We start from the raw sequence: 22,213 nt of genomic DNA on the forward strand, positions 1-22,213 counted from the left end.
GCGATTACTTCCCTTCCTTCTTGTCGTCGTCCTCGACGACCTCGTAATCGGCCTCGATCGTATCGTCAGCCGGAGCCGTGCTCGCAGCCGCCGCGCCAGCGCCGGCCTCCGCGCCCTGCGTGGAGTACACGACCTCGGCCAGCTTGTAGCCCGCCTGCTGCATCTTCTCGGTCGCAGCCTTGATAGCGTCGATGTCGGTGCCCTCGAGCGCGCTCTTCGCCTCGGAGATGGCCTCCTCGGCCTGGGCCTTCACGTCGGCCGGCGCCTTGTCGCCCAGCTCCTGCAGCGTCTGCTCGGTGGCGTTCACGAGCGCGTCGGCGTTGTTGCGGACCTCGACCTCTTCCTTGCGGCGCTTGTCCTCCTCGGCATGGGCCTCGGCGTCCTTCACCATGCGCTCGACCTCGTCGTCGTTGAGCGCCGTGGAACCGCTGATGGTGATCTGCTGCTGCTTGCCGGTGCCCAGATCCTTCGCCGACACGTTCACGATGCCGTTGGCGTCGATGTCGAACGTCACCTCGATCTGTGGCACGCCGCGGCGCGCAGCCGGGATGCCGGTGAGCTGGAACTTGCCGAGCGTCTTGTTGTCGGCGGCCATCTGGCGCTCGCCCTGCAGCACATGCACCTCAACAGACGTCTGGTTGTCAGCGGCAGTGGAGTAGATCTCAGTCTTGCGGGTGGGGATGGTGGTGTTGCGGTCGATCATCTTCGTCATGACGCCGCCCATCGTCTCCACGCCCAGCGACAGCGGGGTCACGTCAAGCAGCAAGATGCCCTCCACGTCGCCGGACAGCACGCCGCCCTGCACCGCCGCGCCCATGGCCACGACCTCGTCGGGGTTCACGGACATGTTCGGCTCTTTTCCGGTGAGCTTCTTCACCAGATCCTGCACGGCGGGCATACGGGTGGAGCCGCCCACGAGGATGACCTCGTCGATGTCGCCGGTCTTGAGGCCCGCATCTTTGAGCGCCTGCTCAACGGGCTTCTTCACGCGGTCGAGCAGGTCCTTCGTGATGCGCTCGAACTCGGCGCGCGTCAGCGTGTAGTCGAGGTGCTTCGGGCCGGATGCGTCGGCGGTGATGAACGGCAGGTTGATATTGGCCTGCGTGGTGGAGGACAGCTCCATCTTCGCCTTCTCGGCGGCTTCCTTCAGACGCTGGAGGGCCATCTTGTCCGCACGCAGGTCGATGCCGTTTTCGGACTGGAACTTGTCGGCCATCCAGTCGATGATGCGCTGATCCCAGTCGTCGCCGCCCAGGTGATTGTCGCCCGCGGTGGACGCCACCTCGAACACGCCGTCGCCCAACTCCAGGATGGACACGTCGAACGTGCCGCCGCCCAAGTCGAACACGAGGATCTTCTGATCCTTGTTCGTCTTGTCCAGGCCGTAGGCCAGGGCCGCCGCCGTCGGCTCGTTGATGATGCGGAGCACTTCGAGGCCCGCGATCTTGCCGGCGTCCTTCGTGGCCTGGCGCTGCGCGTCATTGAAGTACGCGGGAACGGTGATGACGGCCTGCGTCACCGGGCCGCCGAGCTGCTTCTCGGCATCGGTCTTAAGCTTCTGCAGCACCATCGCGGAGATCTCTTCGGGCGTGTAGTCCTTGCCGTCGATGTCCACCACCGCGCGGCCGTCCTTGCCCTTCTGCACCTTGTAGCTGACGGTCTTGCGCTCTTCGGACGTCTCGTCGTACGAGCGACCGATGAAGCGCTTGACGGACGAGACGGTGTTCTCGGGGTTCGTGACCGCCTGGTTCTTCGCGGCCTTGCCGACGACGCGCTCGCCGTCCTTGCGGAAACCCTCGACCGACGGCGTGGTGCGGTCGCCCTCGGCGTTCACGAGGATTTCGGGCTCAGAACCTTCCATGACGGCCATAGCGGAGTTCGTCGTGCCCAAATCGATGCCCAGAATCTTAGCCATTATGCGCTTCCTCTCTTTCGGAGTTTGTCACTCGGTTGCGAAGCTTTGCGCGAGATGGGCGTCAGTGCGCTTTCGCCGGACGCGCTCAAGCTCGTTTCGATGTTTTGGAATATATAATCTAAGTCGGATGTTGTCAAGTTATTTACCGAACCGTTATATAAGCACAGCCAACGTACATCACCATACCCGTCTGGAAGGTCCTTACAGGGCCGACGGACGATCGTTACGCGGCCAGCAAACGCCTGTTTCCGGCGCGACACCGCCGCGCATCGCGGGCGCTTTGCGCCCTGCACCCCGCGCGTCTTGCACGCCTCGCGCGCTCCATGTCCCGCGCGATAGCGTAGTGTACTCGGGCTGCAGCCCGCCGAACGGCGCACGCCTCACGCGCTCCACACCCCGCATACCCCGCACCCTGCCAACGCTCGCGCGAAAGCGCGGCGAACGCAAAGCTGCCTTTTCAGCCATTTTGCGGCACCGAGCAAAGCCCCCCCCCCCCGGATCGGCACGCTCTCCGACATCCGCAAGTTCGCTATCCGCAATACACCAACCAGAACTTCGATTGCCCCCGATCATCGCAATTTCGAGAGGGGTTCACCAATTCGCCGCGTTTCCGTCCGCATCATCCTGTGCGTCCATTGCAAAAAGCTTGTCGCCCAAACGCCGCGAAGACCTTTCTTCCTTCCATCTCCTATGTCCATGCGCGTCCCGTGCATGAAAAAGCTTCGTTTCTGGCCACGGAACCGCGTTCTGGCACGAATTAGACTCGCTTCGATGTCGTGTCTACCCCGCTGAATTTGCTGACCTGGGCTTTTTCTGCAGGATATGCTTCGTCGCGACCGGAGAGGAGCGGAATCCGTGCCAGAACGCGGTTTCGTGGCCAGAAATCGACAAAATTCGCGCACGAGCTCAACGCACAACGAAACCTGAAGTTTTCCCTCTCCCACGTTCCTGCGCATCCTCTTGCCCGCGCCACAACAAAGAGGCAAGCCCGGAGCGCGATCGCGCAGCATCAACCCTGGCTAGATGCGGATGCCCCACATGAAACATCTGCCCCGAACCGATGGGAAACGAAAAATCCCCGCCACCCTCTCGGGGACGGGGATTTCCGATGCGCTCTAAAAGGCTCAGGAGGCGTTACTCTTCGACGACCTCGGGGATGGCGCCCATCGGGCACTCCTCGACGCAGTCGCCGCACGCGATGCAGGCGTCCTCGTTCACGACCTCCGCTGCGCCGCCCACGACCTCGAGCACTTCCTGCGGGCACGCGTCGACGCAGATGCCGCAGCCGATGCACTCATCGGCTTCGATAACCGGGTGAGACATGTCAAAACTCCTTCTCGTCTAAAAACATGCCGACGATACGCGCCGGGCACTTCCCCAAAAACCGCATGGCCGCAAGATACCATTGTTCCCTGCAAATGCAATAAGAAACGACGAATTTATCAGGGTGCGGCAGAAAAACGCATTCACGTGTAAGCAAGGCGTTGAGAGGGTGTTGGAAGGGCGTCGGGACACCGACGGAACCATGACGGATGCCGCCGCACATGCCGCCATGCACGCATTCGCACACCCCGCGTGCCGTCCTCGCTCCTCCCTCGCCGCACGCCCCGCCCGTGCACCAACCTCCGCGCGCCACACGCCCCGCCCTGCGCACCTAGCAGATGCGCGGAAGCTGTTCGCCCACCAGCATGTCGAGGATGCGCGTGCCGCCGAACGCCGTGCGCAAAAACACCTTCGGCCCGCGCTCGGGCTGCGCCGCCGCCACCTCGCCGATAAGCGCCGCGTCGGCCCCGTAGCGGTTCGCGCGCATGGCCGCGAGCGCGGCTTCGGCCTCGTCGGGTGCCACCACGCACACCATCTTGCCCTCGTTCGCCACCTGCAGCACGTCGTAGCCCAGCATGTCGCACGCGCCCTGCACGGCGGGCTTCACGGGCACCGCGTCCTCCTCCACCGTGATGTCGGCGTTCGACTGCGCCGCCAGCTCGTTCAGCGTGGAGGCCAAGCCGCCGCGCGTGGGATCGCGGAAGCAGCGCGTGTGCGGCGCGGCGGCCAGCACGTCGGCTATCAGGTGGTTCAGCGGCGCGGCGTCGCTTTGCAGGTCGGCCGAGAAGTTCAGCCCCTCGCGGCAGCTCATGATGGTGATGCCGTGGTCGCCCAGCGTGCCGGTGACCAGCACCTTATCGCCCGGTCGGCACTGCGCGCCGCCCAGCTCTATGCCCGCGGGCAGCGCGCCCACGCCGCTCGTGTTGATGAACACGCCGTCGCCGTGGCCGCGGTTCACCACCTTCGTGTCGCCAGTCACCAGCGCCACGCCGGCCTCGCGCGCCACCTCGGCCATCGAGGCGCAGATGCGGCGCAGATCATCGATGGGAAAGCCCTCTTCCAAAATGAAGCCGCAGCTGAGGTACAGCGGGCGCGCACCACTCGTGGCCACGTCGTTCACCGTGCCGCACACGGCCAAACGGCCGATGTCGCCGCCGGGGAAGAAGTGGGGCGTCACCACGAAGCTGTCCGTGGAGAACGCCAAGCGCTCGCCCGGCGCAGGCGCGGGCAGCACCGCCGCGTCGTCGCCGCGCAGCAACTCGTCGCCCGCATAGGCGGCGAAGAACACCTCGTCGATGATGCGCTTCATCATCGTGCCGCCGCTGCCGTGCCCCAGCATCACCGTCGTATCCATGGCCTGTCGTCTCCTCGGTTCGATTACCTTTAACTCATACAGATGTTTCACGTGAAACATCTTCGCCGGGGCATGCTGCGAAGGCGAAGCCCCACGCGGCGCGTCGCATCCCAGCGCTGTCCCCCGCCGTCGCGCGGTTCGGCCCAGGCTCTGCACGCGGATCAAACGCGAACGGGCAGCGGGGGACGTTGCCACGTCTGCGCGGACAAGCGGCACGAACGCGCCCACACCAACCCGACCGCGCGTCCAGAACGCACAGCACAGACGGGAAGCAATTCAAAACCGCCGACCCCCGCCTTTGCGCGCCTGCACACGGGCGCATCAATCGCAGGCCACCCGCACCGCTGCGGCCCGCCCAGAGCATCGCGCACACCACCAGCCCGAAAGCCGCGAACGGCGTCCCGAAGCCGCAGACCCCGCTCGTTCGCCGACCGGGCGCCCTAACGCCATGCGCCCTGCCTACATCTACAGAGCGTGGCCCGTGGTGGTCACGACGAGGCGGCCGTTCTTCACGCCCTTCGTGCCCAGAATCAGGTTCGCGATGTCCTGCACGAGCCCCGTTTCGCCGCGCAGCACGATGACCTCGAGGCAGCGATGCGCGTCGAGGTGCACGTGCATGGACGAGACGATGTACTCGAAGTAGTCGTGCTGGATGGCGTGAAGCTTCTCCTGCAAGTCGTTGGCATGATGGTCGAACACGATGGTGAGCGTGCCCACCACCTCCATACCGGGCGTGGCGCACTCGTCCTCCACCAAAGCGTCGCGCACGAGATCGCGCACCACTTCGCTGCGGTTCTTCGCCAGACCGCGCCGTGCCACCAGCTGGTCGAAGCGGACAAGCAGCTCCTCGGGCATGGCCACCGAGAAGCGCATGAGGTCGTTACTCATGGGCTCGCGCGCCTACACCAGGCTGACCGTGACGTTGGCACCGGCTGCGGCATCGTCCTCAAGCGCGTCTTTCGCCTCGTCGAGCGCCGCGCGCACCTCGTCAAGCAGCGCCTGAGCGGCATGCAGCTTCTCGCAGACGGTGGAGAAGCCGGCGTCGCCCGCCTGATGCGCCAGGTTGTGCGCCCAACGGCGCTCGAGCTTCACATGGTCGTCGATCTGCTCGATCATCTGCTCGAACTGCCCCGTGTTGATCCCGTTCGTACACATGTTGCTGCCTCCTATCGCACCACCCTCGCAGCGGTCGCCGCGGCGAGAGAATCTTGCTATCATGACGGTTATACGGCTTACCGAGATCGACCGCAAGGGACAGTGTGAAAAATTCCGTGAAAGGTAACATGTACGAAGTCGCGCTCGACGAAACATGGGAGCTGTTCGGCCCGTATCTGGACGGCGCGCGCTCGGCGCTCGTGTGCGCAGTGAGCGGGCACCCGTTGAGCGCGCGGGGTCGCGCGGCGCTGGAAAGCTCGGCCGAAGCGCTGGGCTATGGGCGCGGATCGTGCACGTACGCGTCGTTGAACGACGGGCTTGACCCCTCCGCGCTGTTCCTGCTCTTGGAAGGGCTCGACCCGCTGTGCCTCGTCGCAACGGATGAGGCGGCGGCGCGGGCGATCGGCCAAACGTACCGTTGCCGTATCGAGCCCATGAAGGCCTCGCGCGCGTTCGGACGCACGGTGGTGGCGTTCCGCGATTTCGACGCGATGCTCGACGACGCCCAGGACAAGCAGGTCGCCTGGGCGCTTTTGAAGAAGCTGCCGCACTTCGGCGAACGCTGACGCGCGGGTGGCACGAGCAGCCCGCCGCCTGCGTATCGCCTGCCTCATCCCCATGGATGCCCTGGCCCATCCGCACCGTCGCGACACCCGCACCGCTCTTCCGTCAACGCGCGCCCTCCGACAACGACCCGCGGCCCCTGCGCGGGCTTTCGCCATCGCGCAGAGGCCGCGGAATCTTCAAGCGCGCAATCAACCGAACGAATGTTTCACGTGAAACATTCCGAAGCGTCCAGCAACTTGCGGGACGACAGATTGCCAACCGACGGCACCGCCTCGGCATCGACCTGAGACACAGGTCGAACCTGCGCCGCCCCGGCATCAGCCCCTGCGGTACCAGGCGCCAGCCGACCTATGCCACGACGACGCGCTTCGCCTCGTCGAGCAGGGCTCGCACCTCGTCTGTCGTCTCGGCCTCGGCGTAGATGCGCACGAGCGGCTCGGTGCCGGAGGGACGCATCATCACCCAAGCATCGCCTTCAAGGTAGAATTTCACGCCGTCGCGGCGATCCACGTCCACCACGTTCTTGCCGCAGATGGCCTCGGGCGCGTACTTCGGCACCACCTCGGCGCGGAAGCGCGCCATCTGTTCCTCGGTGATGGACAGGCCCTGGCGCTCGAACTCCAGCTTGCCGATCTTGGCGAACATGTCGTCCAACAGCTGGCCCAAGCTCATGCCGCGCTGCGCCATCGTCTCGCACAGCAGAAGCGCCATCAGCAGGCCGTCGCGTTCCATCACGTGGCTGGGGATGCCAATGCCGCCGGACTCCTCGCCGCCCACCATGACGTCGCCCTTCTCCATCTCGGCGTAGATCCATTTGAAGCCCACGGGCGTGCTGGTGAGCGCGAGGCCGAGGCGCTTGCACTGGCGCGCCAGCATGGCCGACGCCGTGATGGTGGACACCACGCGACCGGAAAGGCCCTTGTCCTCCGCAAGATGAGACACGATAAGCGCAATGATGCGGTGCGGGTTCACGAAGTTGCCGCGCTCGTCCACCGCACCGATGCGGTCGGCGTCGCCGTCGTTGATGAAACCGGCGTCGAATCCCAGCTCGGGCACCTTCGCGATGCAGCGGTCCACCCACGGCGGGATGGGCTCGGGGTGCAAGCCGTCGAACGTGGGGTCGGCGTCGTTGTTGATCTCGCACACCTCCACGCCCAGATCGCGCAGCAGATCGGCCAAATAGTGGCGGCCGGCGCCGTACAGCGGGTCCACCACCACGCGCAAGCCGGCATTGCGGATGGCCTCCGTGTCCACGCGCTCCTTGAGCGCGGCGAGGTAGGGCGTCATGAGGTCGACTTCCTCGTAGGCCCCGCGTGCTGCGGGCACCTCGTCGGGCAGCACGGCTTCCACGCGGTCGGTGAAGTCCTTGCCCGCCGCGCCGCCGTCGGCCATGCGCAGCTTCACGCCCAGGTACTCGGCCGGGTTGTGGCTGCTCGTGAGCATGATGCCGCCCACCGCGTCCGCATCCTGCGCCACCGACCAGCACAGCGTCGGCGTGGGGCAGTAGTCCTGCGTGAGCTTCACGCGAAAGCCGTGCGCCGCCGCCACCTCGGCTGCCAGCTGCGCATAGGCATGCGCGTCGCGACGGCAGTCGTGCCCCACGATCAGCGTGCCTGGCGCATCGTCCGCGCGGCCCGCCGCCAGCGCATCCTCCTTGAAGACGCGCGCCGCCGCATCGACCACGCGCACCAGATTGTCGTTCGTGAAATCCTCGTCGATGATGGCACGCCATCCGTCGGTACCGAAATGTATGTCTGCCACGGGGCTCCTTTCTCGCACCATGATGCCACAGTATATCGCACGACGCTCGAGCACGCTTGAGGGAACGGATGTTTCACGTGAAACATCCGAATACACGACGGCAACGGAGGGGTAAGAGAAGAGGGGAGAGAGAAAAAAGAGACGGGTTAGAAGGCAGGCGAAAGACGCGGGCGCGAAGGCGAGAAAGCAAAGGAGCGAAAGGAGCAGGAGGAACGGGAGGAGCAGCGGAGATGCCACAACGGGAAGGCGAACAATGCGGAAGCGAGCGAGGGAGGCGCGAGGGCAAAAGAAGAAGAGAGCCAAGCGAGCGAGCATCGGAAAGAGTCCCTCGGGTGTTTCACGTGAAACATCCAAGGCCATAGGTCGGCACCCGCCGCTCAGGGCGAATCGCAAGAGAACGCCCCGCCAAGATCGCGAAAAAACACCTCGTTAGGAAGGGGGCAGCGAAACCCAAACGGAACCGAACACGCCGCAAGCGGGATCATTGAACGCGGAGACTTCGATGCGGGGGGCACCCGAAGCGGAAAACGGCCCAAAACGCGGCACAGGCCGCGGGGGAGGCGGCCTGTGCACGGACGAGTGAAACGAGGAGAAACCGTCGGAGGCGGTTTGTTCCACTCCCTTAGTGTAGCTGTTAGATTATCCTTTGTCAAGGATAATTTGCAAAACCGTACCCCAGGCAGGCTGCCGTGCCGCCCCGCCGCGCTGTGCTGCCCTGATGCGTGTTGATCGCAGCAAGGGCGCCGTAGGGCGCTGCAGGTCGTCGCCGCTACTTGCTGCCGTCGCCGTCTCGCCCGATCGCAGGTCGGCAGATCGCAGGTCTCCCGCGGATCGCTGGTCGTCGCGGGCCGCTGGTCGTCGCGGGCCGCAGGTCGCTCGCTGATCGTCAGGTCGCCGCAAGTCGAAGGACAGCAGGTCGGCAAGATCGGGTAGAGGGCAAGCGCTTGTCACGGAGATCCGACCTCAATCCAACCCGACGCGTTGCGACGCACCGCCGCCGTCCGCACCTCCTGTCCCGCGCCGCCCGTCCCCGATGTTTCACGTGAAACATCGGGGGCGCGGGTTTCCGCATCTCGCCGCACCTGATACCATGACAGCAGAACCATCAGAAGAAAAGGCGCATCGACAGAGGGCGCGTCGGGCCGCCGGCCTTCGCGGAAGGCACCTACCGAACGCCGACGCCACAAGCTAGGGAAGGAGCTTCAATGGCAAACAGAAGCCTCGCCAAAGACCACGCCGACACCTGCGTGCTCGTGACGGGCGGCGCGGGATTCATCGGCAGCCACACGGTGGTCGAACTGCTCGCGCGCGGATACCACGTCGTGGTGGTGGACGACCTCAGCAACTCGAGCGAAGTGGCGCTCGAACGCGTCCGCGCCATCGCCGGGCTCGCCCCCGACGACAGCCGCCTCGTGTTCTACGAAGACGACATCCTCGACCGCGACGCGCTCGCCCGCATCTTCGACGCGCACGACATCGACGCGATCATCCACTTCGCCGGCTTCAAGGCCGTGGGCGAGAGCGTCGCCAAGCCGCTCGAGTACTACTGGAACAACGTGGCCGGCACGCTCGTGCTGTGCGATGTGGCGCGCGATCACGGCGTGAAGAACATCGTGTTCTCCTCAAGCGCCACCGTGTACGGCGAGCCGGAGTTCATCCCCATCACGGAAAGCTGCCCCAAGCACGACGCCACGAACCCCTATGGCTGGACGAAGAGCATGCTCGAGCAGGTGCTTTCCGACCTGTACGTGGGCGACAACGAGTGGAACGTCGTGCTGCTGCGCTACTTCAACCCCATCGGCGCGCACGAAAGCGGCCTCATCGGCGAGGATCCGAAAGGCATCCCGAACAACCTGCTGCCCTACGTGGCGCAGGTGGCCGTGGGCAAGTTGGCGTGCGTGGGCGTGTTCGGCGACGACTACCCCACGCCCGACGGCACGGGCGTGCGCGACTACATCCACGTGGTCGACCTCGCACGCGGGCATGTGGCGGCGCTCGATTGGATGGGCGGCAAAGTGGGCACGGGCAAGGCCATCGGCCTCGGCTCCATCGAGGGCGAACCTGCAGCCGACGGCACGCGCCGCGGCGTGGGCATCTTCAACTTGGGAACGGGGAAGGGTTCAAGCGTGCTCGACGTGATCCGCGCCTTCGAGCGCGCCTGCGGCCACGAGATCCCCTACGAGATCAAACCACGCCGCGCGGGAGACGTGGCCGAGAACTACGCGGCGTGCGACAAGGCGCGCGACGAGCTGGGCTGGACGGCCGAATACGATCTCGACCGCATGTGCGCCGACAGCTGGCGCTGGCAGTCCACCAACCCCGACGGCTACGCCACCGCGTAAAGACGCGGCTGCACGTATCCTCCCGACCATACGCGTCAAGCACGCCAAACACGCCAAGCGGCCCCGCTTCCCAAGAAGAGAAGCGGGGCCGCACATATTCGCACAAGCAAAGGATCAAAAGCGAAACGCCCAGACGGCGGCGATGCTTTCGTTACGCCGCCATACCGCCCGCCGCGTAAGCGGAGGGGTCAACGTACCCCGAGTCGTATCCGGGATCTGCGTACCCCGCATCGTACCCCGAACTGTAACCGGGATCCGTGTACCCTGGGTCGACATACCCGGAATCGTAGCCCGTGTCGTAACCGTAATTGGGATCGTAATAGCTATTGTCCGTGTAGCCCGAATCATCGTAGTACGTGGAATCATCATTGTACGAGTAGTCGTACGTGCTGGAACCGCCGCTCGACGACGATGACGTACCCGACGACGATGACGACGCACCCGGCGTCGAAACTACGCCCGACGAGACGATACCGCTGGGATCCTCACCCGCCTCAACCACTTCCATCATTTCCTTAAGCGCAGCCTCATCGGTGAACACGTACGACACCTCGCCGATGTAGCCCGTTGTGGAAGGCACCATAGCCGAATAGATGGTCAGATCACCCTCATCCTTGAACTGCTGAGCGAGCGAGAGAATGTCGCTGACCGAAAGATCCGTCGTCACGCACTGCGCAGCGCTCTGGATGACGCCCGGAAGATCGGTCACCGGCAGTGCAAGCACCTTCTCGACGAGAGCCATGATGAGCTTGCGCTGGTTGGCCGTGCGCGTGAAGTCGCCGTCGACGTACGCGCGGCTGCGGGCGAACACAAGCGCCGCCTCGCCGTCGAGGTGCTGCGTACCCTCCTCGATGACGATGCTGCCAGCGTCAGGGTCGTCGATGCGCTCGTCCACCTCCACGTCCACACCGCCAACCGCGTCCACCAACGCCACCAGTTCTTCGAAGTTGACTTCCGCATAGTGAGATATCTCGATGTTGCACAGCTCGCTTGCCTCGCGGATGGTGGCCGCCGCCCCACCGTAATTGTAGGCGGCATTGAACTTGTTCTGTCCGTAGCCATCGATCTCGATGCACGTGTCGCGCGGAATGGACACCATCGTCACCAGATTTTGCGTCGGATCGACTCGCACGACGATATTCGTGTCGGAACGCGCGCCCATCGAATCGTCGCCCACGCGCCGATCCGAGCCGATGAGCATCATGTAGAACGGCTCGGTGAAATTGCTCGAGGTTTTGGGCGCGAGCACATCAGTGATGGCGTTAAGCTCCTCTTGGGTCTTCGTCCCGTGGTTCAGCTGATCGTTGATGGAATTGATGTACAGCGCGAACGCCGTCCCTGTGCCGATGACCGCCACCAAAACGGCGGCCACCACGCACAGCGCGATCTTCTTCCCGCGGCTCGCCCGCTTCGACGACGCCGCAGTGTAGTTCGGGTTCGTGCGCGAGTACTGGCTCGCCGCGCTTTGGCGCCCATACGAGCCATTCGCGCTGCGACCTTGGCTACCCGGAGTGTATGCGGGCCGATACGCAGACGAAGCGACACGCTCGGATTGCGTTGCGCGCGAAACGGATCGAGCGGCACGGGCCGACTGGGGCTCTCGCGATGATCGCGGCGCAGGGCGGTTCGTCCGGGAATTCCTTGGTGTCATACGTTCTCCTCTGCAACTTCGATGCCTCGGCAGGTTCGATATCCCGCCCACCGCAACCGGCGTCCCCTTTCGGCGCAGCATGCGGCGTCGAAGTTCGTTTTGTCGCGCGCTTCCGAGAACCAGCGCTTCCCGCGACCCATCTGCATAAACGTTACACGAGATCGCACGCATAAAATTCTCGCATATAGAGGGTATTGTAACACCCTTGCGGCTTCATCATAAAATGGTCACGGCCCGGGTATAAACCCCACATTTCTCAAAAAGGCATCGAAACGTATCCGCGCGGTTACAGGAGGCCGAGCGCGCGCGGGTAGTCTGTCTTTCATGGATCTCGGGCAGAGACAGAGCGTGGCCGACGAAAACGCGGAGCGATTTCGCTTCGCGCCCGTTTTCGCCGCGAACGTGCAACGTCTCCGCAAGCAAGCGAAGATCAACAAGAAGCGCTTTGCGCTCATGGTGGGCATCGGTCGTCCGTTTCTCAATAAAATCGAAGACGGCACGGCGAACCCCCGCCTTGACGTGGTGGTGCGCATCGCCGACGCCCTGGACACGACGCCTCAAGAGTTGTTAAGCGCGCCAACCGACGAAACGCGTGAAGCGCACGAGGCAAAGCCCGCGCGCACGTTCTCTTCTTCTCTGGGGACGCGCCATTCCCGTCTGCTCTAGCGCTTGCCCCCGTCACGCAGATCGCATCTGGCGCGCGGGGCGCGGTGTCCGAGCGCCAGCCACGCAAGGCCCGACCCCAAGCCCGAACCCGCCGTGTCCACCAGCCAATCGAGCGGGTCGCACATGCGCCCCGGAACGAACAGCTGATGGAACTCGTCCGTAACGCCGTAGAGGCTGCCGCAGACAATAGCCAGCACGCACGCACGACCCAGCGGCATATGGCAGCGCAGCGCGTTCGCCAACAGCGCACCGAACACCGTGTACTCGCAGAAGTGGGCAATCGACGAGAGCACGTCGACGCCTGGACCCAGCAGACTGGCTTGCACGTCCTTCATGACCTGATAGATTCGCGAGAACACGCCCAGCCCCTCGTTGAGGCCGGTGGAGGTGTTCGACGACATGAAGAAGATGAACGCCGCCCACAGCGCCACGAACACCCAGCTCGCAATCGCAAAGCGCCGCGTACCGTTGCGCATGACTGCCACCTTTCACGTTCTCTGCCACAACCGCCGCCCCTTGCGACCGTCGTGCGCTCCCTAGCTGTTTCATCGCCGCACGCCCCACGGCGCCTCCCGCCGCGCGCCCGCGCCAAGCACCCCTCCCGACGCGTTCGCCGCGTCGGCCACCGCCCCGCCGCGCGCGCCCGCGCGCCAAGCGTCCTCCCCCGCCTGCACGCACGCAGCCGGCAGCCACCTTCCCCGCACCTTCCCTGCGACGAGCGGCTCTCGGACTCTCTCAGACGCCGCCTCTCAGCTGGCCGCTGCCGTCGGTCGCGCAGACGCGATGCGTCCGGAGGGCGCAGACGCATCCGCGCCTTCTTCCTGAGGCTCCCACGCCTCGCCGAAATCGGCCTCCCTGAACAGGGCCGCAAGGCCGGTGATCTGCTTGAGGCGCAGTATTTCGTCGCGGTCCATGCCCAGATGCTTGGAAATCCACGCATCGGAGCGGCCGAGCTCATGTAGATCGGCCACGATGTTGCTCATGAGGTCCACGCTGTGCGAGCCGCGCGCCCGGTTGTGCCGGATGGTGCTGGCCATGCGGCAGTCGATGGGCTTGTCGATCACCGAGACGGGCAGCAAACCGCCCTCGCGTTCGCGGATGTCGGGGTGCTCGAGCATGACGCGGTAGCGATGGAAGCCGTCCACGATCACGTACTCGTCGGTTTCCTCGTCATGGTAGCACACGATGGGCATCGTGTAGCCGTCCTCCTTGATGCTGTCGTAGAGCAGCTCAAGCTCCGGCGGGGCGACGGAGTTCGGATTGTAGGTGTTCGGCTTCACCTTCTCGATGGGCACGGCGATAACGCCGTACACGGGGCTTTGAAACGTCATCCGACCGCCTTCCTTTCAACCACCTCGGCGTACTCGCGCTTGAGCGCGTTCACGTGGCGCTGCTGCTCGCGCGTCAGCCCGAACCCCATGAACCGGCAGATATGGTCGTTCTTCAAGATGCAGTAGCACATGCGCTTCCAGCTAGGTATGTCCTTCGTCGACTTGACGTCGTCGGTGCTGTCGGGCAACTCTCCCACGAACACCACGCGCGAGCGCTTGTTGAGCGTGTAGTTCGACACGCCGTTGCGGCGGATGCGGTAGCCGCGGTCAAGCAGCTCCTGGATGACCGCCTCGTCCAAGCCACCGCCCGTCTCGTACCAAAATTGGATGGACGTTTTGAACTTGCGCACATAGTTCTCGCGCAGCCGTTCCGGCAGCGTCTCGAGCAAAAAGAACGTGAACGACTTCCACGTGTGCCCTTTGGGAAGCTCCAGGTTGCGATAGCCCATGGCTTTCGTGCGCCCGTAGATGGCGCCGAAGTTGGCCCCCTGCACGCGTCCGACGAGCTTCGCCCAGATGTCGGGGTCGATGACGCGGTAGAGGTTGAGGCTGTCCTTCGCGGAATCGCCGAAGGGAGACGCCACGCGCATCTGGTCGGGGGAAACGCCGGCCAGATAGTACAGGTCGTACAGGCGATTGTAGTCGAAGCCGAACAGGGCGTTGGCGTGCCACACGTCGCTCACCGACCAATCGTAGAGGGGGCTGGCGCTCCACACGTTCTTGAACTGCTCGGTGATCCAGCATGCGCCCTGATAGCCGTGGCGTTTGTTGACGATGCCGCTGTAGCGGTGCAGCGATTCGTCGGCCCGGATGCCCAGCAAACACACCGTCTTGCCGCCGCCGTGCGCCTTGCGGTACCACCGGCCGAACTGGCGCGCGAGATCTTCCTGGTGCATCTTGTAACGGTACGTGGTCATCGGGTTGTTCTCGAGACTGATCACGTACGGCCGCTTCGGCAGAGGGCGCACCCACGCCTCCTGCCGCTCGTCGTCCCAGGGGTACCAGAACATCTCGTAGCTGCTGAGGGCGGTGCGCGTGGCCATGGGCAGGCACACCCAGTACGGCTCGACGGCGGGCTCGCGCTCAAGGCGGTCGAACGTGCGCTCGACGTAGGCGGTGGTGGCGCTGTACTGGGCCTCGAAGTCCTGGTGGAACACGCCGATGCGTTTCTCGGGGCAGTGCCGTTTCTGGAAGTCGAGCACAAGCTCCAGCAAAAGCCCGCTGTCCTTGCCGCCGGAGAACGACACGAACACGTTGTCGAACTCGGAGAACACGAAGCGCAAGCGCTCTTGGAGCGCATCGTATACCGTCTGTCCCGTGTAGCGCTTGATCACCTCTACGCTCCCCGTCGCTTTCGGCCCTCTGCGGAGGCGGGCGGCACCGGAAAGCGCCCGCGCGCGGCGCCTGGACGCCTGGGCGCTTGGTCGCTCGAACGCCTGGGCGCTTGGACGTCCGGCCCGCTGTGCTCGGTGGCCGGATGTCTGGACATTCGGCCCGCTGCGCCCGGCGAATGAGTGCCCTTGCGCCTGGCTCGCTGCACCCGACGCCTTGCGCTTCGCTTCCAGTAGCGTGCGCTGCACGCCCGTTGCGCAGTGCGTGCGACGATCCGCTCCCAACTCCGCTGTGATGATTGTCCGCGAGAAGGGCATCCGCAAGGACGCCACTCAGTATTTACCATAAAGATCATACTTTCGCCAGAACAGAAGCGAACCGCTTCCACCCGCCGACTTCCCGTTCGCTCCCGTTCATCGTTTGGACTGTTCAACTTATCCAGACTCACCCGACACACAGGGAGCTCAGAAAAGCGGAGGTTCCGGCTTGCGAAGGCTGTGCGGACAACTCACCTTTCGCAGCAGGACGCATGCGGCAACGAATCCGCAAACCGCGCGGCAACCGGTTCGCGGCCATGGGGTTACAAGCTATGTAGCAAGCATCTGCGGCGACAGATTTGCAAACCGCGAATCGGATCGCCTACGGTAACGGATTCACAACTTTTCGACGATATTTTACCGGATTAGGCACCCAAAGGCGCGATAGCCTGCCGCGAACCCCCCAAACGGTAAGAAATTCGGTACAAATTCAAGATAGTTTACCGAAACCGCATGAAAATCGCATCCGTAGCCGCCTTCCGTAGCCAAAACGGTAAAATATCGTCAGAAAACTTGTGGATTTTTACCGCACCTGTCAGAGAAGGCGTTTGACGGGCCGCCTGAGGCGCGCATGGCTAATCGGTGCGCACGTCCTCCCTCGCGAGCCGCGCCCTGCGCCTCGTCGGAATCCGACAACCTGGATGTGACAGCATCCCGTCCTTTTGTCACACTCTCCCACCCGGGCCTTTTGCCGACGGGCCGCCCCGCGTCCTCTCGCTCGCGCCTTTCGCTGCATCATGCTCGAGTGTTCGCCGATCACGGGCGAATGCTTCATGGGAAACGACCGCCCTTCCTCGTCTTTCTCACGGCAAGCGCAACGTTGTCCCACAATCCCGCGCGCACGTGCCGCTTCGCCCCCCTCACAAAGGCAGACGAGGCGCTCCCTTCTCGCCCTTCGGGCTACGCCATGCGCGCCTCGCCGAAAATCCACCAACCTGGACGTGACAGCATCCCCGCCCTTTTGTCACGCTGACACCCCAGCGCCCTTACACAAGGTTCACCCTCCTGATCGCAACCCTCGCTGTGCCATGCTCGGGTATTCGCAGATCACAGGCGAATGTTTCACGTGAAACATTCGCCTTTCCCGCCGCCTTCTCTCCAACGGTGCAACGCTGTCCCGTACGACCAAGCGCCCGCACCCTCCTCCGCAGGCAGCACCCGAGCGCAACGGAAGCCCGTTTTTCCGGCGTTCGCTCCTCGTAGCCGCTCTTGCATATTTCCCCTTGCACTCGCCTTCTCCAAGGAGTAAGTTAGGTTTATCTAACAACATCGCCAAAGCGAAAGGAAGCACTATGGAGAAGGAAGAGGAGGTGGCCGCCGCGTCGAAAGCGCCTGGCGCATCGGCCGACCCTCCCGCGCCCGACAGTACGGAAAAGCAGCCGGCAGTACCCGAATCGACATCTCCAGCAGCCGCACCAACGGCGGCAGCTGCAGCTGCCACGGCCGCGCAGGGCGCAGCGCCGCCAGCAGCCGCGCCTCACACGGCGCGCAGCGTATCGTCGCGCAGCGCGACTTCGCGCGGACAGTCCCCGCACGAGCAGTCCCCACACGACCAACCTTCGCACAGCGCACCGTCACGCAGCCAAACCCCGAACGGCGGCAAACCCCCGAAGGCGCGCAACCCCATCGCGCAGCTGCTGGACTTCGCCGGCCCGCGCAAGGCGCTCACCTACGTGGGCTGCGCGCTGTCGGCCATCTCGATGCTCGTGAGCTTCGGGCCGTACATCTGCATCTGGTTCGTGGCGCGCGACCTGATAGCCGTCGCCCCGAACTGGGGCGCGGCCGCGAACATCGCGGTGTACGGCTGGTGGGCCCTCGGGTTCGCGGTGCTTTCCATCCTCTTGTACTTCGCGGGGCTCATGTGCACCCACCTCGCGGCGTTCCGCTGCGCGTCGAACATGCGCAAGCAAACCACCGAACACCTCATGCGCACGTCGCTCGGCTACTTCGACACACACGCGAGCGGCGCGCTGCGGCGCGTGGTGGACGGCTGCGCGGCATCCACGGAAGGGCTGCTCGCCCATAAGCTGCCCGACACGGCGGGATCGGTCGCCATGATCCTCGGCATGCTCGTCATGTTCTTCGTGTTCGACTGGCGCCTCGGGCTCGCCTGCCTCGCGGCGGTCGTCATCTCGATGCTGTGCATGATGAAGATGATGGGCGGGCGCGGCATGGACTTCATGACGAAGTACCAGGAATCGCTCGTACGCATGAACAAGACGGGCACCGAGTACGTGCGCGGCATCCCCGTGGTGAAGGTGTTCCAGCAGACGGTGTACTCGTTCAAGGCGTTCCACGACGCCATCCAAGACTTCACGCAGCTGGCACAGGACTACGCCGTGAAGTGGTGCCAGAAGCCGCAAGCGCTCTCGCTCACGTTCATCAACGGCGTGGTGGTGTTCCTCGTGCCGACGGCCATCCTGCTCGCCCCCGGCGAGCAGAGCCTGGGCGCATTCCTGGCCAACTTCGCGTTCTACACCATCTTCTCTGCCATCATCCCCACGGCGATGACGCGCGTGATGTTCATCTCCGACGCCGTGCAGACAAGCACCGACGCCATGAACCGCGTGAACTCGGTGCTGGCCGCGCCCGTCATCGAGGCACCCGCCGCGCCCAAGGTTCCGGCGGGCAACGCCATCGCGTTCGACGACGTGAGCTTCACCTACGAGGGCGCCGAGGAACCCGCGCTCTCGCACGTGAGCTTCGAGGTGCCCGCGGGGGCCACGGTGGCGCTCGTGGGGCCCTCGGGCGGCGGCAAGACCACGGCCGCGAGCCTGGTGCCCCGGTTCTGGGACGTGAGCGGGGGCGCGGTGAGGCTCGGCGGCGTGGACGTGCGCGAAATCGACCCGCACGACCTCATGGGGCGCGTCGCCTTCGTGTTCCAGGCGAACCGCCTGTTCAAGCAGAGCGTTTTGGAGAACGTGCGCGCCGCTCGCCCCGAGGCTACGCGCGAGGAGGTGCTGGCGGCGCTCTCCGCTGCCCAGTGCGACGACATCGTGGAGAAGCTGCCGCAGGGCATCGACACCGTGGTGGGCGCGGACGGCGTCTACCTCTCCGGCGGCGAGGTGCAGCGCCTCATGCTGGCGCGCGCCATCCTGAAGGACGCGCCGGTGGTGGTGCTGGACGAGGCCACCGCGTTCGCCGACCCCGAGAACGAGGCGAAAATCCAAGCGGCGTTCGGCCGCTTGGCGCGCGGGAGCGGGGGCGAGCCCCGCACGGTCCTCATGATCGCGCACCGGCTCTCCACCGTGCGCAACGCCGACCTCATCGTGGTGCTTGAACACGGGCGGGTCGCCGAGCAGGGCACCCACGACGAACTTCTTGCCAAAGGCGGCCTGTACGCTCGCATGTGGGCAGATTACGAGCAGGCGGTCGCATGGAGGATTACGTCGGACACGAGCGGCAAGACGGCTGCTCCGGTCACCGTTAACGCGTCCGAAGGCTCAGAGTGCGACGGATCGGCGTACTCGCAAGAACGCAGCGCATCGGCATACGTAAGCCCGCAGCGACGCGCCGAGGCAACGCACCGAGGGGCTTCGGACTCGGAAGGGGGTGAGGCATAATGTCGATCAAGGAGAAATACGCCCTCACGGACGAGGGCGTGAGAAACGTCAAGCTCGGCGCCATTTGGACGGCGGTGTCCAACCTCGTCGTGTTCGCCGGCATGGGCATCATCTTCCTTGCGATGAGCCAGTTCGTGGCGAGCCTCACAGAGGGCGCGCCGCTGCCCGACATCATGCCCTACGCCATCGGACTTGCCGCATTCATCCTCATCCTGTTCTTCACCGAAGACAAGGCGTACCACTACCAGTACGGCGTCATCTACCAGGAGAGCGGCCGCCAGCGTATCGGGCTGGCCGAGCGGTTGCGCAAGCTGCCGCAAGCGTTCTTCGGGCGGCGCGACCTCGCGGACCTCACCGAAACCATCATGGGCGACGTGGCCACCATCGAGCATGCGTACAGCCACGTGCTGCCCGAGCTGTACGGCGCCTACATCACCATCGGCATCGCGGCGGTGGGCCTTGTGGTGTTCGATTGGCGGCTTGCCATCGCGGCGCTGTGGAGCTGCCCCATCGGGCTGGCGCTGTTGTTCGGCTCGCGCCGGTTCCTCGCACCGGTCATGCGCGCCACGCGCATGAAGGGGCTTGCCGTTTCCGAGGATATCCAAGAGGCGCTGGAATGCGTGCGAGAGGTGCGCGCCACCAACCAGGAGGAGCGCTACTTGGACGGCATCCGCGCCGACATCGACGCGGCCGAGAAGCAGACCATCAAAGGCGAGCTTTTCACGGGCATCTGCGTGAACGGCGCGCAGGTGGTGATGCGCCTGGGGCTGGCGACCACCATCCTCGCGGGCGCGGCGTTCATCGTGGACGGCACGAGCGACTTCATGACGCTGTTCGCGTTTTTGCTGGTGGTGAGCCGCATCTACGCGCCCTTCGACCAGTGCCTGATGCTCATCGCGGAGTTGTTCGCCGCCAAGACCGCAAGCGCGCGCATGCAGTCGTTCTACGACGAACCGTTGGCCACGGGCGGGGAAACCTATGAGCCGGCCGGGCACGACATCGTGTTCGACCACGTGGGCTTTTCCTATAACGATGGCGAACAGGTCTTGGAGGATGTGTCCTTCACGGCGAAGGAGGGCGAGGTCACGGCGCTGGTGGGGCCGTCGGGCTCCGGCAAGTCCACGTGTTCCAAGCTTGCCGCGCGCTTCTGGGATGCCAGCTCGGGCACGATCACGGTGGGCGGCGTGGACGTGTCCACGGTGGATCCTGAGGTGCTGCTCGGCGACTTCGCGGCGGTGTTCCAGGACGTGCTGCTGTTCGACGACACCGTGATGGGCAACATCCGCCTCGGGCGGCGCGACGCCACGGACGAGGAGGTGCTGGCGGCGGCGCGCGCCGCGAACTGCGACGAGTTCGTGGAGCGCATGCCTCAGGGGTACCAGACCATGATCGGCGAGAACGGCAGCCGCCTGTCCGGCGGCGAGCGCCAGCGCATCTCCATCGCGCGGGCGCTCCTGAAGGGCGCGCCCGTGGTGCTGCTCGACGAGGCCACGGCGAGCCTCGACGTGGAGAACGAGACGAAGGTGCAGGAGGCCCTGTCGCGGCTCCTGGCCGGCAAGACCGTGATAGTCATCGCCCACCGGATGCGCACCGTCATGAGCGCCGACAAGGTGGTGGTGCTGGACGGCGGCCGCGTGGCCGAGCAGGGCAGCCCCGCCGAGTTGATGGCGAAGGGCGGCCTGTTCGCCCGCATGGTGGGCCTCCAGACCCAGAGCGCGGAGTGGGCGCTATAGCGCGTCGGCGCACCGCCGCGACGCATCAGCGAGCGTGCCCGCATGCGAAAGCATGGAAAGCGCAGGGAGAGTTCGCAGACGGCAAAGGGGCGTTTCACGTGAAACACCCCTTTGCCCGCGCGATCCCACTGATAGCGAGACAACAGGGACAACGGTCAGGCACCCCTTGCCGCCAAACGCCCCGTCGCCCAACGCCCTGTCCGAATTCCTTCTCACCACAAGCGCAAACCCTCGCGGCATGCGTTAGCTCGCTGCGCTCGTTCATCATCGCCCCTTCGTCTCGCTTTGCCCCATCGCACTCCGTCCGCACAACTTCTCCTGCGTCGAGCAGAGGCATGCGCAACTCGATGGCGAATGTTTCACGTGAAACATTCGCATGCAGCGGCTCGGCCATCCCAAGGGCGCACCCCAACGCGCTCGTCCTTATTGCTCGCCTATCCCGCACGCCCATGCCGCGCTCGACCACGCAACCAGCCCACGCGGACGCTTTTCACCGCGCGCACGCGTCCGCGAGAGCGCGGCAATTTGTCGGGATCACCCTACGTGATTGTGTAAGTTTCACACGCGCGCCCGCGCCCGCGAAATCACGACAGCCGCAACGCGTCCCGCGTACGCCCGGCGCGTTTCCGCTGGTAGGAGCTGAATGTTTCACGTGAAACATTCCCCTGCAGCAACTCAGCTTTCTCAAGGGGGCGTCCCATCACACCGCCGCACCCCGGCAACCGAGCCACGCTGCCGCCCGCCCCCTGCGCCATCTCGCGCACGGCTTCGCCCACCGCAGCCGCCTTTCCCCGCGCCGCCCGTTCTCCGCGCCGCGCCACACGCGCTCGTCACGTCCGCCCCCACCCACAGTTCGCCATCCGACTCGTTGACAACCCGACCGCCTGAATGCAACATCAGCGCGCCCCACCCTGCGCCCGGCCCCTTCGTCGCACGCGAAACGTGACACCATCCTCGTCCCTTCGTCGCACCTTCGTCGCACCTCCGTCGCATGCGCCGTGCCAGCATGACAGCATCCCCATCCCTTCGTCACATGCATCATCTGCTATCATGGGGTTTCGTGAATGGTTCGACCGGGCCGCGCCACGACGACGCGGCGACCGCAAGGCCTCGGGGAATGCGGGTGAGAATCCTGCGCTATGCCAGTAACCGTAAACGCCACGACGCACGTCGGGCAAAGTCGGAATGCCGAGCCGGTCATCG

16 protein-coding genes and 1 riboswitch are annotated in these 22,213 nt (G+C 64.8%); of the genes, 5 read left to right on the forward strand and 11 right to left on the reverse strand.

Annotated features, from left to right (window positions below; translation table 11 throughout):
- Window positions 1–4 precede the first annotated feature (4 nt).
- From dnaK to C2L80_RS02620, 5 genes are all read right to left on the reverse strand, one after another.
- Entirely contained in the window at window positions 5–1,915 is a 1,911-nt protein-coding gene (dnaK, locus tag C2L80_RS02600; RefSeq protein ID WP_103262574.1) for a molecular chaperone DnaK, read from the reverse strand.
- Window positions 1,916–3,049: 1,134 nt separating this feature from the next.
- Complete coding sequence (locus C2L80_RS02605) at window positions 3,050–3,238, reverse strand: ATP-binding protein (RefSeq protein ID WP_087196833.1); 189 nt, start codon at window positions 3,236–3,238, stop codon at window positions 3,050–3,052.
- Window positions 3,239–3,569: 331 nt separating this feature from the next.
- Complete coding sequence (hypE, locus tag C2L80_RS02610) at window positions 3,570–4,592, reverse strand: hydrogenase expression/formation protein HypE (protein ID WP_087196835.1); 1,023 nt, start codon at window positions 4,590–4,592, stop codon at window positions 3,570–3,572.
- Window positions 4,593–5,057: 465 nt separating this feature from the next.
- On the reverse strand, window positions 5,058–5,480 hold the full coding sequence (gene nikR, locus C2L80_RS02615; protein WP_087196837.1) for a nickel-responsive transcriptional regulator NikR: 423 nt from the start codon (window positions 5,478–5,480) through the stop codon (window positions 5,058–5,060).
- 12 nt (window positions 5,481–5,492) lie between these two features.
- Window positions 5,493–5,747: a dynein gamma chain protein gene (locus C2L80_RS02620; RefSeq protein WP_087193518.1), complete on the reverse strand. Its 255-nt coding sequence runs from the start codon at window positions 5,745–5,747 to the stop codon at window positions 5,493–5,495.
- Window positions 5,748–5,875: 128 nt separating this feature from the next.
- Here C2L80_RS02620 and C2L80_RS02625 point away from each other — a divergent pair, with 128 nt between their 5' ends.
- Window positions 5,876–6,313, forward strand: a complete 438-nt coding sequence (locus C2L80_RS02625; protein WP_193602617.1) for a hypothetical protein — start codon at window positions 5,876–5,878, stop codon at window positions 6,311–6,313.
- Window positions 6,314–6,662: 349 nt separating this feature from the next.
- Here C2L80_RS02625 and C2L80_RS02630 read toward each other — a convergent pair whose 3' ends face one another.
- Complete coding sequence (locus C2L80_RS02630) at window positions 6,663–8,075, reverse strand: phosphohexomutase domain-containing protein (protein WP_103262575.1); 1,413 nt, start codon at window positions 8,073–8,075, stop codon at window positions 6,663–6,665.
- Window positions 8,076–9,280: 1,205 nt separating this feature from the next.
- Here C2L80_RS02630 and galE point away from each other — a divergent pair.
- A complete protein-coding gene (gene galE / locus C2L80_RS02635; RefSeq protein WP_087196843.1) occupies window positions 9,281–10,417 on the forward strand; it encodes a UDP-glucose 4-epimerase GalE in 1,137 nt (378 codons plus the stop codon).
- Window positions 10,418–10,568: 151 nt separating this feature from the next.
- On the opposite strand, the gene C2L80_RS02640 is transcribed toward galE, so the two are convergent.
- A complete protein-coding gene (locus tag C2L80_RS02640; RefSeq protein ID WP_103262576.1) occupies window positions 10,569–12,068 on the reverse strand; it encodes an LCP family protein in 1,500 nt (499 codons plus the stop codon).
- Window positions 12,069–12,416: 348 nt separating this feature from the next.
- Between C2L80_RS02640 and C2L80_RS02645 the strand changes: the two genes are divergently transcribed.
- The gene (locus tag C2L80_RS02645) at window positions 12,417–12,734 is read left to right on the forward strand and encodes a helix-turn-helix domain-containing protein (protein WP_224758769.1); all 318 of its coding nucleotides are present in this window, start codon (window positions 12,417–12,419) and stop codon (window positions 12,732–12,734) included.
- On the opposite strand, the gene C2L80_RS02650 is transcribed toward C2L80_RS02645, so the two are convergent.
- From C2L80_RS02650 to C2L80_RS02660, 3 genes are all read right to left on the reverse strand, one after another.
- The gene (locus C2L80_RS02650) at window positions 12,731–13,210 is read right to left on the reverse strand and encodes a VanZ family protein (protein ID WP_087196849.1); all 480 of its coding nucleotides are present in this window, start codon (window positions 13,208–13,210) and stop codon (window positions 12,731–12,733) included. The two genes, C2L80_RS02645 and C2L80_RS02650, sit on opposite strands and share 4 nt — an antisense overlap.
- A gap of 273 nt (window positions 13,211–13,483) precedes the next feature.
- Window positions 13,484–14,065 (reverse strand): IbrB-like domain-containing protein, encoded by a 582-nt coding sequence (locus C2L80_RS02655; RefSeq protein WP_087196851.1) that lies wholly within the window; start codon window positions 14,063–14,065, stop codon window positions 13,484–13,486.
- A complete protein-coding gene (locus tag C2L80_RS02660) occupies window positions 14,062–15,399 on the reverse strand; it encodes a phosphoadenosine phosphosulfate reductase (protein ID WP_171899937.1) in 1,338 nt (445 codons plus the stop codon). Before C2L80_RS02660 ends, C2L80_RS02655 begins: the two co-directional genes overlap by 4 nt.
- 1,607 nt (window positions 15,400–17,006) lie before the next feature.
- Between C2L80_RS02660 and C2L80_RS02665 the strand changes: the two genes are divergently transcribed.
- Window positions 17,007–19,277: an ABC transporter ATP-binding protein gene (locus C2L80_RS02665; RefSeq protein ID WP_204600517.1), complete on the forward strand. Its 2,271-nt coding sequence runs from the start codon at window positions 17,007–17,009 to the stop codon at window positions 19,275–19,277.
- On the forward strand, window positions 19,277–21,010 hold the full coding sequence (locus tag C2L80_RS02670; RefSeq protein WP_092197429.1) for an ABC transporter ATP-binding protein: 1,734 nt from the start codon (window positions 19,277–19,279) through the stop codon (window positions 21,008–21,010). Before C2L80_RS02665 ends, C2L80_RS02670 begins: the two co-directional genes overlap by 1 nt.
- Before the next feature lie 584 nt (window positions 21,011–21,594).
- Here the strand turns inward: C2L80_RS02670 and C2L80_RS02675 are convergent.
- Window positions 21,595–21,786 carry a hypothetical protein gene (locus C2L80_RS02675; protein WP_092197427.1) on the reverse strand — a complete coding sequence of 64 codons (192 nt, stop codon included), beginning with the start codon at window positions 21,784–21,786 and terminating at the stop codon, window positions 21,595–21,597.
- Between the two features lie 322 nt (window positions 21,787–22,108).
- Window positions 22,109–22,209, forward strand: a riboswitch (adenosylcobalamin-variant (AdoCbl-variant) riboswitch).
- Window positions 22,210–22,213: the final 4 nt, after the last annotated feature.

This window comes from Rubneribacter badeniensis, from assembly GCF_002899695.1.
Lineage (GTDB): Bacteria > Actinomycetota > Coriobacteriia > Coriobacteriales > Eggerthellaceae > Rubneribacter > Rubneribacter badeniensis.